The 13,428-nt window shown below is 64.3% G+C and carries 16 protein-coding genes; 13 read left to right on the top strand and 3 right to left on the bottom strand.

The annotated features are described in order from the left end of the window. The first annotated feature begins 42 nt into the window (after positions 1–42). The 8 genes from BMI88_RS07195 (at position 43) to proB (ending at position 7,805) form a co-directional block, all read left to right on the top strand. Entirely contained in the window at positions 43–1,872 is a 1,830-nt protein-coding gene (locus tag BMI88_RS07195) for an ATP-binding cassette domain-containing protein (protein WP_078547404.1), read from the top strand. Positions 1,873–2,026: 154 nt separating this feature from the next. After that, entirely contained in the window at positions 2,027–3,145 is a 1,119-nt protein-coding gene (locus tag BMI88_RS07190) for a CaiB/BaiF CoA-transferase family protein (RefSeq protein WP_078547401.1), read from the top strand. 192 nt (positions 3,146–3,337) lie between these two features. Then, on the top strand, positions 3,338–3,970 hold the full coding sequence (locus tag BMI88_RS07185; RefSeq protein ID WP_078547398.1) for a 50S ribosomal protein L21: 633 nt from the start codon (positions 3,338–3,340) through the stop codon (positions 3,968–3,970). A 12-nt stretch (positions 3,971–3,982) separates the two neighbouring features. Beyond that, positions 3,983–4,252 carry a 50S ribosomal protein L27 gene (gene rpmA / locus BMI88_RS07180; protein WP_075775480.1) on the top strand — a complete coding sequence of 90 codons (270 nt, stop codon included), beginning with the start codon at positions 3,983–3,985 and terminating at the stop codon, positions 4,250–4,252. A gap of 209 nt (positions 4,253–4,461) precedes the next feature. Beyond that, positions 4,462–4,998, top strand: coding sequence for a GNAT family N-acetyltransferase (locus BMI88_RS07175; protein WP_078522803.1), 537 nt, complete (start codon positions 4,462–4,464; stop codon positions 4,996–4,998). Positions 4,999–5,058: 60 nt separating this feature from the next. After that, the gene (locus BMI88_RS07170; RefSeq protein WP_078547396.1) at positions 5,059–5,574 is read left to right on the top strand and encodes a GNAT family N-acetyltransferase; all 516 of its coding nucleotides are present in this window, start codon (positions 5,059–5,061) and stop codon (positions 5,572–5,574) included. Between the two features lie 96 nt (positions 5,575–5,670). Then, positions 5,671–6,699, top strand: coding sequence for a GTPase ObgE (gene obgE / locus BMI88_RS07165; RefSeq protein ID WP_078547394.1), 1,029 nt, complete (start codon positions 5,671–5,673; stop codon positions 6,697–6,699). Then, entirely contained in the window at positions 6,687–7,805 is a 1,119-nt protein-coding gene (gene proB, locus BMI88_RS07160) for a glutamate 5-kinase (RefSeq protein ID WP_078547392.1), read from the top strand. The genes obgE and proB overlap by 13 nt, the downstream gene beginning before the upstream one ends. Before the next feature lie 6 nt (positions 7,806–7,811). On the opposite strand, the gene BMI88_RS07155 is transcribed toward proB, so the two are convergent. Beyond that, positions 7,812–8,600 carry an enoyl-CoA hydratase gene (locus BMI88_RS07155; RefSeq protein WP_078547390.1) on the bottom strand — a complete coding sequence of 263 codons (789 nt, stop codon included), beginning with the start codon at positions 8,598–8,600 and terminating at the stop codon, positions 7,812–7,814. 63 nt (positions 8,601–8,663) lie between these two features. On the opposite strand from BMI88_RS07155, the gene BMI88_RS07150 reads away from it, so the two are divergent. From BMI88_RS07150 to rpsI, 3 genes are all read left to right on the top strand, one after another. Beyond that, on the top strand, positions 8,664–9,092 hold the full coding sequence (locus BMI88_RS07150; protein ID WP_075775475.1) for a PaaI family thioesterase: 429 nt from the start codon (positions 8,664–8,666) through the stop codon (positions 9,090–9,092). Between the two features lie 261 nt (positions 9,093–9,353). Beyond that, positions 9,354–9,815, top strand: coding sequence for a 50S ribosomal protein L13 (rplM, locus tag BMI88_RS07145; protein ID WP_078522797.1), 462 nt, complete (start codon positions 9,354–9,356; stop codon positions 9,813–9,815). A gap of 2 nt (positions 9,816–9,817) precedes the next feature. Then, positions 9,818–10,318, top strand: a complete 501-nt coding sequence (gene rpsI, locus BMI88_RS07140) for a 30S ribosomal protein S9 (RefSeq protein ID WP_078522796.1) — start codon at positions 9,818–9,820, stop codon at positions 10,316–10,318. Between the two features lie 271 nt (positions 10,319–10,589). Here the strand turns inward: rpsI and bfr are convergent, their stop codons facing one another. Then, complete coding sequence (gene bfr / locus BMI88_RS07135) at positions 10,590–11,075, bottom strand: bacterioferritin (protein ID WP_078542760.1); 486 nt, start codon at positions 11,073–11,075, stop codon at positions 10,590–10,592. Continuing rightward, a complete protein-coding gene (locus tag BMI88_RS07130; RefSeq protein ID WP_078547388.1) occupies positions 11,059–11,316 on the bottom strand; it encodes a (2Fe-2S)-binding protein in 258 nt (85 codons plus the stop codon). The genes bfr and BMI88_RS07130 overlap by 17 nt, the downstream gene beginning before the upstream one ends. Before the next feature lie 182 nt (positions 11,317–11,498). Between BMI88_RS07130 and BMI88_RS07125 the strand changes: the two genes are divergently transcribed. After that, on the top strand, positions 11,499–12,197 hold the full coding sequence (locus BMI88_RS07125) for a phosphatidylserine decarboxylase (protein WP_078547370.1): 699 nt from the start codon (positions 11,499–11,501) through the stop codon (positions 12,195–12,197). Between the two features lie 21 nt (positions 12,198–12,218). After that, on the top strand, positions 12,219–12,965 hold the full coding sequence (gene pssA / locus BMI88_RS07120) for a CDP-diacylglycerol--serine O-phosphatidyltransferase (protein WP_078547361.1): 747 nt from the start codon (positions 12,219–12,221) through the stop codon (positions 12,963–12,965). The last annotated feature ends 463 nt before the right edge of the window (positions 12,966–13,428 follow it).

The raw sequence follows: 13,428 nt of genomic DNA, 5'->3' as shown, positions 1-13,428 counted from the left end.
TGGCCCATTGACCTTTCGCCAAGGCCCGCTTAGCTCGCGAGCATGGCACGCGCACCGCTTTTACAGCTTTCCGACATCTCGCTCACCTTCGGCGGCAATCCCGTTTTCGAAGGTCTATCCCTCACCGTCCAGCAAGGCGACCGAGTCGCACTGGTGGGCCGAAATGGCTCGGGCAAATCCACCTTGATGAAGGTGATGGCCGGGCTGGTGGAGCCGGATTCGGGGACGCGAGTCGTGCCGCCGGGCATTTCCGTGGGCTATATGGAGCAGGAGCCTGACCTGTCGGGCTTCGCGACTTTGGGCGATTTTGCCGCCTCCGAACTGGACCCTGCCGAGGCCTATAAGGTCGAGATGGTCGCCGAGGGGCTGAAGTTCAAACCCGAGACCCCGGTCGAGACCGCCTCGGGGGGCGAACGACGCCGCGCGGCGCTGGCGAAGCTTCTGGCCGAGGGGCCGGAGCTGATGCTGCTCGACGAGCCGACGAACCATCTCGATATCGAGGCGATCGCCTGGCTGGAAAACCAGCTGAAGGAGACCCGCAAGGCCTTCGTGCTGATCTCGCACGACCGCGCCTTCCTGCGCGCGTTGACCCGGGCCACGCTCTGGATCGACCGCGGAGAAGTGCGCCGCAATGAAGAGGGCTTCGAAACCTTCGAGGAATGGCGCGAAAAGGCTTGGGCCGAGGAAGACGACGCCCGCCACAAGCTCAATCGCAAGATCAAGGCCGAGGCGCGTTGGGCGGTCGAGGGTATCTCGGCCCGGCGCAAGCGCAATCAGGGCCGGGTGCGCGCTCTGCAGGCGCTGCGCGCCGAGCGCGCGGGTCAGATCAAGCGGCAGGGCGTCGCTGCGATGGAGCTCGACTCGGGCCAGCAATCGGGCAAGCGGGTGATCGAGGCCACGGGCCTGTCCAAGCGCTATGGCGACAAGCAGATCGTGAAGGATTTCGACCTGCGCGTGCTGCGCGGGGATCGCGTGGCTTTCGTCGGTCCCAACGGTGTGGGCAAGACGACGCTTCTGAAGATGCTGACCGGCGAGGTCGAACCCGATGAGGGCGCAGTGAAGCTGGGCACGAATCTCGAGATCGCCGTCTTCGATCAGGCGCGCGCGACGCTCAATCCCGAGCAGACGCTGTGGGACGGGCTGGTCAACGACCCGGACATGGCGGTGAAGGGGCGCTCCGATCAGGTGATGGTGCGCGGCACGCCGAAACACGTCGTGGGCTACCTGAAGGACTTCCTCTTCGATGAGCAACAGGCGCGCGGCCCGATCCGGTCGCTTTCGGGTGGTGAACGCGCGCGGCTCCTGCTGGCGCGGATCATGGCGAAACTGTCGAACCTGCTGATTCTCGACGAACCGACCAACGATCTCGACGTGGAGACGCTCGATCTGCTGCAGGATCTGCTGGGCGAATATGACGGCACGGTGCTGCTGGTCAGCCACGACCGCGATTTCATCGACCGCGTCGCCAGCACGACCATCGCGATGGAAGGCGATGGGCGCGCCACCGTCTATGCGGGCGGCTGGACGGATTATCAGGCGCAGAAGGCCGAGGCCGCGCCGGAGGCCAAGCCCACGCCGAAGAGGGACGCGCCCAAGGCAGAGGCGAAACCCGCCGCGCCCCAGAAAGCTGCACCGAAGAAAACCGGCCTCAGCTTTACCGAGAAGCACCGGCTGGAAGAGCTGCCCGGCGTGATCGAAAAGCTCGAACATGAGATTTCCAAGATCAACGAATTGCTCGCCGATCCCGATCTCTTCACCCGCGAGCCTGTGAAATTCGCGAAAGCAACCGAGATGCTGAGCGACCGCCAGTCGGCGCTCGACGCGGCCGAGGTCGAATGGCTCGAGCTCGAAGAGAAGGCGCAGAACGCCTAGACCCTTCGCACGCGGCGCTGTCGGATGCCTCCGGCGGGGATATTTGATCCAAGCCGAAGGGGAGGGCATTCTCTTTCGGATTGGCAGAAATATCCCGGGGGCTGGCGGAGCCAGCGGGGCAGAGCCCCTCTGACGGGGCAATAAGGAGGGGCGCATGACCAAACGAACGGGGGCCAAGCGGACGGGACCGCTCAGCGGGCTGCGCATTGTCGAGATTTCCGGGCTGGGGCCGACGCCGTTTGCGGCGATGTGTCTGGCCGATTTCGGGGCCGAGGTGATCCGCATCGCGCGGCCCGGCTCGGGCGGGGCCGAGAACCATGTGTTGGGGTTGGAGGTCGACGTGCTCGACCGGGGCCGCGACGTGGTGGAGCTGGATCTCAAATCCGACGCCGGGCGCGAGGCGGTGCGCACGCTGATCGCCCGCGCCGATGGGGTGATCGAAGGGATGCGGCCAGGCGTGATGGAGCGGCTTGGGCTGGGGCCTAACGATTTCCCCGATCATCCGGCGCTGGTCTATGGAAGGATGACCGGTTGGGGGCAGGAGGGGCCGCTTGCGCAAACAGCCGGGCATGACATCAATTACCTGTCTCTGACCGGGGCGCTGCATGCGATGGGTGGAGAGGCACCTGCGATCCCGCTCAATCTTCTGGGCGATTTCGGCGGTGGCGGGATATATCTGGCCTTCGGGATGCTGGCGGCGCTGTGGCGGGCGCGCGAGACCGGGCGGGGGCAAGTCGTCGATTGTGCGATCACCGACGGGGTGGCGCATCTGATGGCGATGATCACCGGGATGGCCGGGCAGGGGGCGTGGGTGGATCGGCGGCAGGCGAATCTGCTCGACGGGGCCGCGCCGTTCTACACGGTCTACGAATGTGCCTGCGGCGGGCATATGGCGGTGGGGGCACTCGAGCCACAATTCTACGCGGCACTGATCGCGGGGCTGGGATTCGCGCCCCAAGACTTGCCCGCGCGCGAGGCTCGTGCGAATTGGCCGGCCTTGCGTAACGCTTTTGCTGAGCGCTTTGCGACTCGCAGCCGGGATGACTGGGCCGAGATCTTCGCGGGCAGCGATGCCTGCGCGACGCCGGTGCTGTCGATCGCGGAGGCGATTGCGCATCCGCAGAACGCCGAAAGAGAGGCGTATGTCGACCTCGACGGCATCGCTCAGCCCGCGCCCGCGCCACGGCTCTCGGCGACGCCGGGGCAGGCGGGCGCGCAGGGGCGGCGGATCTCTGCGGCGGAGGCGCTCGCCCGCTGGAGCGAATGCGGATAAAACCTCGTTTTTCCTTGACAGACGGGGGCTGATCCCCGATATCGGCCCGACCCGGCGGAGAGGCTTCTTTCCGCCGGGCCTCGTTTTTGCAACTTCGCTCCCATGAGGAGCGCGCAGTCCGACGGCGGGCCGACAGGTCCAACGAACTCCGATCAGGGGCCACAGGGCGCGGATGAAGAAAAGGAAAGACCCATGTTTGCGGTCCTCAAGACCGGCGGCAAGCAATACAAGGTTCAGGCGGGCGATCTGCTCCGCGTGGAACTGCTCGCAGCCGAAGCTGGCGATAAAGTCCAGTTCAACGAGATTCTGATGGTCGGCGGCGACAAGCCCCAGTTCGGCACCCCGCTCGTCGAAGGTGCGGCCGTGCAGGCGGAAGTCATCGACAACATCAAGGCCGACAAGGTCATCACCTACCACAAGCGTCGTCGTAAGCACTCGTCGCAGCGTACCCGTGGTCACCGTCAGCAGCTGACCCTGCTGCGCGTCACCGACGTCCTCGCCACCGGCGGCGACAAGTCGGGCGTGAAGGAAGCCGTGGGCACCGCGATCGCACGTCGTGCAGCGCATGGTGGCAAAGGCGAAGCCGCTCCGGCCAAGCCCGCCAAGGCCGCTGCTGCTCCGAAAGCCGCGCCGAAGGCTGATGCCGCCGTCGCGGAAGCGGACGATCTGAAGGTCATCACCGGTCTCGGCCCGGCGGCCGAGAAGAAGCTGAACGAAGCTGGCATCACCACCTACGCTCAGCTCGCTTCGGTCGATCCCGAAACCTTTGATGCTACCAAGGTCAAGCCCGACTGGGTCGAGCAGGCCAAAGAGCTCGCGAAATAAGGAGAGACACCCATGGCACACAAGAAAGCAGGCGGTTCATCCCGTAACGGCCGCGACTCTGCGGGTCGTCGTCTTGGCGTGAAACTGTTCGGCGGTCAGGCAGCGATCCCGGGCAACATCATCGTGCGTCAGCGCGGCACCAAGTGGTGGCCGGGTGAGGGCGTCGGCCTCGGCAAGGATCACACCATCTTTGCAACGGCTGAAGGCCGCGTCACCTTCCATAAAGGCCTCAAGGGCCGCACCTTCGTATCGGTCCTCCCGGCTGCGGAGGCCGCCGAGTAACCCGACCGACGAACGTGTCACAAAATCGGGGGATCGGCTGAAAGGCCGGTCCCCTTTCTCGTTGCAGTGCAGCACGCAAATGTTTGCAAACGCGGCGAGAAAATTTACCGGGTCGGGGGATGTATCGTCATCCTACTGTCCTATTTATTTACTAGGACCACGCGGCAGGAGGAGCCGCCGGTTCGTCCGCGTTTCGAGGAGGAGCGCCCATGTACCAGGAGACGATTTCCACCCAACCCGTGATCGAAACGGAGCGCTTCGTGCTGCGCCCGCTGCGCCGTTCGGATGCCGGTCTGATCGAGATGTATTCCGGCGATAAACGCGTCGCCGAAGGCACTCGGGCGATCCCGCATCCGCTGCCGCCCGGCACGGCCGAGAATTTCATCACGCGCGCACAGGCCGACGACCGCGTCGAAGACGTCTGGGCGATTGACGGCTCGCGTCATGGCATGGGCGAGCTTCTGGGTGTCGTCTCGCTGACCCGTCTCGACGACGATCAGTCCGAGATCGGCTATTGGGTTGGACCGGGGTTCTGGAATACGGGCCTTGCCTCCGAAGCGGTCGCGGCGATCATCGAAGCGAACCCGCAAGACGCGCGCACGCTTTTTGCCGAGGTGTTTCAGGACAATCCGGGCTCGGCTCGTGTCCTGACCAATTGCGGCTTCGAGTATCTGGGCGATGCGGAAAGCTGGTCGCTCGCGCGCGGTCGCCATGTTCCGACCTGGACCTATCTGCGCAAAATGTAACGCAGACCGCGCGCGTGGACCCCTCCCGAACCCTCCCGGGATATTTGGGCCAAGAGGAAGATGCACCGGATCGAAACGCCGCGCCTTGTCTTGCGTCCCCTGACTTCGGCAGATGTCGATGCGATCACGCATGCCGCGAATGATTTCGAGGTCGCGCGCTGGCTCACGCGGATGCCGTACCCCTACACCAGAACCGATGCCGAGACGCTGGTCGCTGCCGCTCGCGTCCATCTCGGACGTGTTTGGGGGATCACGCGAGACCGAGGGTTTTGCGGCCTCATCGGGAAGGTCGGAGCCTTCGGCTATTGGTTGGGGCGAGACCATTGGGGCCACGGTTATGCGACCGAAGCAGGGCGTGCCGTCATCGCTGTGCATTTCGATACCGCGGATGCGAAGCCGCTTGCGGCGGGCTATTTCGAGGGCAATCACCGCTCGCGCAGGGTTCTCGAGAAGCTTGGATTCCGCATCACAGGCGAGTCGCTTCAGGAAAACCGGGCATTGGGGCGAAAGCTCCGGCACTTCGACATGATCTGCGAAAGCCCGCCTCGCGACGCGCATTCCCCTTCCTCTTGGTGAAAATATCCCAGGGGTGTGGGGGCGGCGCCCCCACGCGGCGCTTGATCCTGCGCGCTCGGACGGCTATCCCGGCGCCTTGATGAAAGGGGCCTGACCATGAAATTCCTCGATCTCGCCAAGGTCTATATCCGCTCTGGAGGCGGCGGCGCGGGCTGCGTCTCGTTCCGGCGCGAGAAATATATCGAATTCGGCGGTCCCGATGGCGGCGACGGCGGCAAGGGCGGCTCGGTCTGGATCGAGGCGGTCGAAGGGCTCAACACGCTGATCGATTTCCGCTACCAGCAGCATTTCTTCGCAAAAACCGGCCAGCACGGCATGGGCAGCCAATGCACTGGCAAGGACGGCGATGACGTCGTGCTGAAAGTGCCCGTCGGCACCGAGATTCTCGACGAGGATCAGGAGACGCTGATCGCCGACATGACCGAGGTGGGCCAGCGCGTGCTGCTCGCCAAGGGCGGCAATGGCGGCTGGGGCAACCTGCATTTCAAATCCTCGACCAACCGTGCGCCGCAACGCGCGAATCCCGGTCAGGAAGGTGTCGAGCGCACGATCTGGCTGCGCCTGAAACTGATCGCGGATGCGGGGCTTCTGGGGCTGCCCAATGCGGGCAAGTCGACTTTCCTGGCTGCGACCTCGAATGCGCGGCCGAAGATTGCGGATTACCCCTTTACCACGCTGGTCCCGAACCTCGGCGTGGTCGGCATTGACGGGCGCGAATTCGTCGTGGCCGATATTCCGGGGCTGATCGAGGGCGCCTCCGAAGGGCGGGGTCTGGGCGATCAGTTCCTCGGTCATGTCGAGCGCTGCTCGGTGCTGCTGCATCTGGTGGATGGCACGGCGGAGGACCCGGTCGAGGATTGGCGCACGATCATCGGCGAGCTGGAGGCCTATTCGGAAATCCTCGCCGAGAAGCCGCGCGTCACCGTGCTCAACAAGATCGACGCGATTGACGAAGAGACGCTGGCCGAGCGCAAGGCGGAGCTGGAAGAGGCGTCGGGCGGACGCGTGATGCTGATGTCGGGCGTGTCGAAAAAGGGCGTGCCGGATGTGTTGCGCGCGCTTTGGGCGGAGATCGCCAAGGACAAGCCGAAGCCGGAGGACGAGGGCGGAGCATGGCAACCGTGAGCGCGCCCGCTCTGGCGCAGGCGAAGCGTCTGGTGATCAAGATCGGATCGGCGCTGCTTGTCGATCAGAGCGGATTGCGCGCGGATTGGTTGCGCTCGCTGGCCGCCGATGTGGCGGCTTTGCGCGCCCGCGGCACGGGTGTTGTGATCGTCTCCTCCGGCTCGATTGCGCTGGGGCGTCGGGTGCTCGGTCTCGCGGGCGAAACGCTGCCGCTGGAGCAAAGTCAGGCCGCGGCGGCAGTGGGTCAGATCCGCCTCGCGCGGGCCTATGAGGAAGTGCTGGGGCCGCATGACGTGAGTACCGCGCAGGTTCTGGTGACGCTGGAAGACACTGCGGACCGTCGCCGCTACCTCAATTCGCGCGCGACGCTGGAGACGCTGCTGAGCCTCGGCGTCGTGCCCATCGTGAACGAAAACGACACGGTCGCGACCGACGAGATCCGCTTCGGCGACAATGACCGGCTGGCCGCCCAGATCGCGGTGACGATCGGGGCGGATCAGCTGCTGCTTCTGTCCGATGTCGACGGGCTTTACACCGCGAACCCCAAGACCGACCCGAGCGCCGAGCATCTGCCGGTGATCGAACACATCACCCCCGAGATCGAGGCGATGGCGGGCGATCCCGTCTCGGGCCTCTCGAAGGGTGGGATGAAGACGAAACTGCTGGCCGCGAAGGTTGCGGTGGCGGGCGGCTGCGCGATGGCGATTGCGGAAGGCTTCGCCGAGCATCCGGTTGCCGCACTGGAGCAGGGCGGGCGCTGCAGCTGGTTCCTGCCCGAGGGCGACCCGCAGGCGGCGCGCAAACGCTGGATAGCGGCGATGAAGCCGCGCGGCGAGCTCTTCGTCGATGAGGGGGCCGCCAACGCTCTGCGTTCTGGCAAGTCGCTGCTGCCCGCCGGGATCACCAAGGTTGTTGGACGCTTCGGGCGCGGCGATCCGGTCACGATTGCGGGGCCGGATCGTGCGGTGCTGGGCAAAGGCCTCGTGCGCTATACCGGTGACGAGGCGCGGCTGATCGCGGGGCACCGCTCGGGCGAGATCGAGGAGATCCTCGGCTATCCCGGCCGCGCGGCGCTGATCCATCGCGACGATATGGTGGTGGGCTGAGCGGGTTTACTCCGCCCAGTCCGGCTTGCGCTTCTCGATGAAGGCCTGCACGCCTTCCTTCGTATCACGCCAGAGCATGTTCTCGACCATCACCGCGGCCGTGTGCTCATAGGCCTGCGCGAGGTCCATATTGGCCTGATCATAGAAGGCGCGCTTGCCGATCTTCACGGCGGCGCCCAGCTTGCCTGCGATGGTCTGCGCCAGTTTCTCGGTCTCGGCGCCCAGTTCGTCATTCGGCGCGATGCGATTGACCAGCCCGACCTCGCGGGCGCGCGCGGCATCGATGAACTCGCCGGTGGTCAGCATCTCGAAGGCCACCTTGCGCGGCACGTTGCGCGACAGCGCCACCATCGGGGTCGAGCAGAAGAGCCCGATATTCACCCCGTTCACGCCGAACCGGGTGCCCTCGGCCGCAACAGCCAGATCGCAGGACGCGACCAGCTGGCAACCGGCGGCGGTCGCGATGCCATGCGCCTCGGCGATCACCGGCTGGGGCAGGGCCGGGATCATCTGCATCACCTCGGCGCAGCGGAAGAAGAGATCTGCGAAATAGGCGCGGCCCTGATCCTCGGCTTCGCGCCCGCGCTGCATCTCCTTGAGGTCGTGGCCCGCGCAGAACGCCTTACCCGCGCCGCGCAGCACCACGACCTTGATGCTTGTATCCTCGGCCAGCTCGGAAAACCGCGCCTTGAGCGCGGCCAGCATCGCATCGGACAGCGCGTTGAGGCTGCCGGGGCTGTTCATCGTCAGATGCGCCACCGCGCCCTTATCCTCGCGGATCACCAGATCGGTCATTGAAACTCCTCCTCTTTGGCGAAACTCTAGGGGCGAGCGAGGGACAAGAAAAGGGGAGGGCGCATGGCGCTGGTAATGGATCGCGACGAGCTCGCGGAATTTCTCGACGAGGCGTTTCCGCAGGTGAAAGGCGACTTCGCGATCGACGCGCTCGATGAGGACGAGCTCGTGGTGCGCCTGAAGGTGGAAGAGCGCCATTTGCGGCCCGGCGGTACGGTCTCGGGGCCGAACATGTTCGCGCTGGCCGATGTCGGGATCTATATCGCGATCCTCGCCCGGATTGGGCGCGTGGCGCTGGCGGTGACAACGAATGCGAGCATGGATTTCATGCGTAAGCCTGCCGCAGGGGCCGACCTGATCGCGAAGATCCGGGTACTCAAGCTGGGCCGCGTCCTCGCCGTGGGCGATGCGCTGATCTATTCCGAGGGGGACGATCGACCCGTTGCGCGCGCGAGCATGACCTATTCGATTCCGCCGCGCGCGATGGGGTAGGTCCGCCGCGCGCGATGGGTAGGGGCTTCGCTCCCTGCGTCTTCGCCTTGACGCAAATATCTCGGGGGAGGCGCGGATGCGCCGGGGGCAGAGCCCCCAACCCGGCCCAACATCGCGTCGAGATATGGGGTATTTTGATACCTAATTTTTACCGCATTGTTTTTGCTAAATAAATTCCGTCGCAACCCACTTGAAAACGCGTCCGGAATCGCGCAAAAGCCCGCATCAGAATTCGAAATACCCCACAAGGGCAGATCACAGATGAAAACCTACACCGCAAAACCCGCGGAGATCGAGAAGAAATGGGTCATCATCGACGCTGAAGGCGTCGTGCTGGGCCGTCTCGCGTCGATCGTCGCAATGCGTCTGCGTGGCAAGCACAAGGCCACCTTCACGCCGCACATGGACATGGGCGACAACGTCATCGTCATCAACGCCGACAAGGTGCAGATGACCGGCAAGAAGCGTGACGACAAGACCTACTACTGGCACACCAACCACCCCGGTGGGATCAAGTCGCGCACCGCGCGTCAGATCCTCGAGGGCGCGCATCCCGAGCGCGTGGTTATGAAGGCGGTCGAGCGCATGATCTCGCGCAACCGTCTGGGTCGTGCGCAGATGGCGAACCTGCGTGTCTACGCTGGTGCCGAGCATCCGCACGAAGCGCAACAGCCTGAAGTTCTCGACGTCAAGTCGATGAACAAGAAGAACACCCGGAGCTGATCATGGCCGACGATATCAAGACCCTCGACGATCTGAAATCGGTCGTGACCGGCTCGGACAACGCTGGCGCCACCGAAACCGAAACCTCCACGCCCCGTGAGCCCGTGCGCGACGCGCAAGGCCGCTCCTATGCCACCGGCAAGCGTAAAGACGCGGTCGCCCGCGTCTGGGTTAAGCCGGGCACCGGCAAGGTCGAAGTGAACGGCAAGGCGATGGACAAGTACTTCGCGCGTCCCGTGCTTCAGCTGATCGTAAACCAGCCCTTCGGCGTGGCGAACGTGGACGGCCAGTTCGACGTCTACGCGACCGTCGCAGGCGGCGGCCTCTCGGGCCAGGCCGGTGCAGTCAAGCACGGCATCTCGAAAGCGCTGCAGCTCTACGATCCCTCGCTGCGTCCGGCTCTGAAAGCCGCAGGCTTCCTGACCCGCGACTCGCGCGTTGTGGAACGTAAGAAATACGGTCGTGCGAAAGCCCGTCGTAGCTTCCAGTTCTCGAAGCGCTAAACTTCGCGAGATACGATTTGGAAAGCGGCTCCCATTCGGGGGCCGCTTTTCGTTTGGGGCTCCGCCCCCGGCGCGTGCCGCGCCTCCCCCGGGATATTTTGGGCAGTTGGAAGGGCCGCGCGGGCTCTGACTTCCAACTGCGTCAAATATCCCGGGGGCGAATTCGGCGAAGCCGAAGCGGGGACGGCGCCCCCGATCTTTTGCCCGCAAAAAGAAGAAGGCGCCCCGTTCGGAGCGCCTTCGAGCATCTTCGACCTGCGAGGGGCAGGGTTTACTCCGCCTCGTCCATCTTGGCGGCGTTGAGCAGGGCGTAATTCTGCGCGCCCACGCGGTCGTAGAGATCGAGCTGCGTCTCGAGGAAATCGACATGGCCTTCCTCATCCGCGATCAGTTCCTCGAACAGATCCTTCGAGACGTAATCGCGCACGCTTTCGCAATGGTCGCGCGCCTCGCGATAGAGGGTCAGCGCGTCATGCTCGCCCGCCAGATCGCATTCGAGCGTCTCGCGTGGGCCTTCGCCGATGCGCAGCGGGTCGAGTTTTTGCAGGTTCGGATGGCCTTCGAGGAACAGGATGCGCGCGATCAGCTTGTCGGCGTGGTGCATCTCCTCAATGGATTCCTCGCGCGATTTCTTCGCCATCGCGGCAAGGCCCCAATCCTCCTGCATCCGGAAGTGCAGCCAGTATTGCGAAACGGCCGTCAATTCGCTGCGCAGAGCTGCGTTGAGATAGTCGATGACCTTAGCGTCGCCCTTCATGTCGTCTTCCTTCCATTGGTGCCTGTCTCAGCCCGGTCAGTTCGACCGGCACTTTCAAATTGGTATTCTTCCGCATCGTGGAAAGAAAGAGCGGCATGCATCCACCGCAATCGGCCCGCTTCCCGAGCGCGTGATAGATCTTGCCCGGCGTGATGATCGTGCTGGGGTCCGAGGCCCGCATCCAGTCGATCGCGGCGTGGATGTCGCGATCGGTGATGGTCTGACAATGGCAGATGATCATAGTCGTGCGCCCTGTTTCCGGGGAGGGGGGATTCCTGTCCGCCTATAGGTGAGTAGTTTTGTCGGAAATGTCAATCCGACATAAAGAGTCGGGCATAAGCTCGCCCACAGTGCCAATTCCCCGCCCCGTTTCCATCGCCGCGCAACTGGGGTAAGCACGGGCAAACAGTTCAAGAGGCCCGTATGTCCGTCTCCATGCTCTCCACCTTCGTCAAACCGATGCATCCCGAAGGGCGCAAATTCGTCGCCATCTTCGCGGGCATCACGTTCATCCTGTTCCTGATCTGGGAGCCTCTGGGCTGGATCGGGGTCGGGCTGACCGTCTGGTGCTATTACTTCTTCCGCGATCCGCCGCGGGTGACGCCCACCCGCGAGGGGCTGATGGTCTCGCCCGCCGATGGCGTGGTCTCTCTGCTGGAGCCGGCTGTGCCGCCGGCGGAGCTGGGCCTCGGCGACAAGCCGATGACCCGCGTCTCGGTCTTCATGTCGGTCTTCAACTGCCACGTGAACCGGCTGCCCTGCGCGGGCCGGATCTCGAAGGTGGCCTATCGTCCCGGCAAATTCCTCAATGCCTCGCTCGACAAGGCGAGCTCGGACAATGAGCGCAACGGGCTTGCGGTGACGCTGCCCGATGGCCGCCAATACGGGGTGGTGCAGATCGCAGGGCTCGTCGCCCGGCGCATCCTGTGCTGGTCGAAGGAAGGTCAGAGTCTGATGACCGGCGAGCGCTTCGGTCTGATCCGGTTCGGCTCGCGTCTCGACATCTACCTGCCCGAAGGGGTGAACCCGCTCGTCTGCATCGGCCAGAACATGGTCGCGGGCGAAACCGTAATTGCCGATCTCGAAAGCACGGAACAAGCGCGCTCCGGCGGCATTCGGTAAGAGAGGCTCGAGGAGGGCGCGATGAAAGACCACGAACTCGACCCGCATGAAAAGGACCGGTTGCCGTTTCTGCAACTGGTGCCGAACCTCGTCACGATTGCCGGGATGGGGCTGGGGCTGACCTCGATCCGTTTCGCGATGGATGACCGGTTCGAGAGCGCGGTGGTGCTGATCCTACTCGCGGCGCTGATCGACGGGATGGACGGGCTGCTCGCGCGGCGGCTCAACGCGTCCTCGGATTTCGGGGCAGAACTCGACAGCCTGTCAGACTTCCTCTGCTTCGGCGTGGCGCCCGGTCTTCTGCTCTACCGCTTCGCCCTGGGGGAGACGCACGCCTTCGGCTGGGTCTTCGTGCTGGTCTATACCGGTGCTGCCTGTCTGCGCCTTGCGCGGTTCAACGTGATGCGCGCCGAGCCCGAGTCGATGCGCCACTTCACGGGGGTGCCCGCACCCGCAGGGGCGGGGCTCGCCCTATTGCCGATGTTCGTCAGTTTCGCTGAACTGGGTGATGCGCGCGCGGTGCCGGTGGTCGTGGCGGTCTGGCTGGGCTTTGTCGGTCTGCTGATGATTTCGCGGATCAAGACCTTCTCGCCCAAAGCGATGCGCATTCCGCGTCGCGCGGTGGGCGTGCTGCTGATCGGCACGGTCATCGCGGTGGGGATGGTCTTCACGCGGATCTGGCTGCTGATGGTGATCCTGGCGGTGATCTACGCGGCGATGTTGATCCCCGCGATCTGGAAGGCGCGCGGGAGAATTCTGCGCGCGTGACCTCGCCCCTCTTCGACACTGCCGAACGCCGCTCCTCTGGGGGCGGCGTTCGCGATTCCCGGGAGGTGTGAGGGCAGGGGAGGCGATTCACCGGAGAGAAGGGGGCGATTCACCCGGTCATCAGGGCGATTTCGGGTGATTTGCGCGAAACGGAATCGGGTGACCCCGGGGCAGTATCGAGCGATTCCGTGTCTGCCCATCGGCCCCGAGCCCATCCACTTTGCTTTTCGCCGCTTTTTTGACCAAGAAAATAAGGGTATCGAGAAAAAAGTGACGATCAGATGAAAAAACCTGTTGCGGACCCCGGTCCCTATGCGTAGAAACCCCCTCACCGAAGCGGCACACACCGCAGCGGGGCGCCGGAAGGGCCAGCGACGCTGACACGGACGGCAACGAACACTACTGAGGTTTGAGGGCGGGCTGCGCTACAAAGTAAGCGCTTCCGGTTCTTTTTGGCCTCACG

Source organism: Thioclava sp. F36-6, assembly GCF_002020305.1.
Classification (GTDB): Bacteria; Pseudomonadota; Alphaproteobacteria; order Rhodobacterales; family Rhodobacteraceae; genus Thioclava; species Thioclava sediminum.
Note: the sequence above shows the minus strand (reverse complement) of the source record. Positions and strands in the feature narration are given on the sequence as shown.

Excerpts from the sequence above, each read along its gene's own strand:
- BMI88_RS07195 (WP_078547404.1), top strand. The coding sequence starts at position 43 with ATGGCACGCGCACCGCTTTTACAGCTTTCCGACATCTCGCTCACCTTC.
- BMI88_RS07190 (WP_078547401.1), top strand. The coding sequence starts at position 2,027 with ATGACCAAACGAACGGGGGCCAAGCGGACGGGACCGCTCAGCGGGCTG.
- BMI88_RS07185 (WP_078547398.1), top strand. The coding sequence starts at position 3,338 with ATGTTTGCGGTCCTCAAGACCGGCGGCAAGCAATACAAGGTTCAGGCG.
- rpmA (WP_075775480.1), top strand. The coding sequence starts at position 3,983 with ATGGCACACAAGAAAGCAGGCGGTTCATCCCGTAACGGCCGCGACTCT.
- BMI88_RS07175 (WP_078522803.1), top strand. The coding sequence starts at position 4,462 with ATGTACCAGGAGACGATTTCCACCCAACCCGTGATCGAAACGGAGCGC.
- BMI88_RS07170 (WP_078547396.1), top strand. The coding sequence starts at position 5,059 with ATGCACCGGATCGAAACGCCGCGCCTTGTCTTGCGTCCCCTGACTTCG.
- obgE (WP_078547394.1), top strand. The coding sequence starts at position 5,671 with ATGAAATTCCTCGATCTCGCCAAGGTCTATATCCGCTCTGGAGGCGGC.
- proB (WP_078547392.1), top strand. The coding sequence starts at position 6,687 with ATGGCAACCGTGAGCGCGCCCGCTCTGGCGCAGGCGAAGCGTCTGGTG.
- BMI88_RS07155 (WP_078547390.1), bottom strand. The coding sequence starts at position 8,600 with ATGACCGATCTGGTGATCCGCGAGGATAAGGGCGCGGTGGCGCATCTG.
- BMI88_RS07150 (WP_075775475.1), top strand. The coding sequence starts at position 8,664 with ATGGCGCTGGTAATGGATCGCGACGAGCTCGCGGAATTTCTCGACGAG.
- rplM (WP_078522797.1), top strand. The coding sequence starts at position 9,354 with ATGAAAACCTACACCGCAAAACCCGCGGAGATCGAGAAGAAATGGGTC.
- rpsI (WP_078522796.1), top strand. The coding sequence starts at position 9,818 with ATGGCCGACGATATCAAGACCCTCGACGATCTGAAATCGGTCGTGACC.
- bfr (WP_078542760.1), bottom strand. The coding sequence starts at position 11,075 with ATGAAGGGCGACGCTAAGGTCATCGACTATCTCAACGCAGCTCTGCGC.
- BMI88_RS07130 (WP_078547388.1), bottom strand. The coding sequence starts at position 11,316 with ATGATCATCTGCCATTGTCAGACCATCACCGATCGCGACATCCACGCC.
- BMI88_RS07125 (WP_078547370.1), top strand. The coding sequence starts at position 11,499 with ATGTCCGTCTCCATGCTCTCCACCTTCGTCAAACCGATGCATCCCGAA.
- pssA (WP_078547361.1), top strand. The coding sequence starts at position 12,219 with ATGAAAGACCACGAACTCGACCCGCATGAAAAGGACCGGTTGCCGTTT.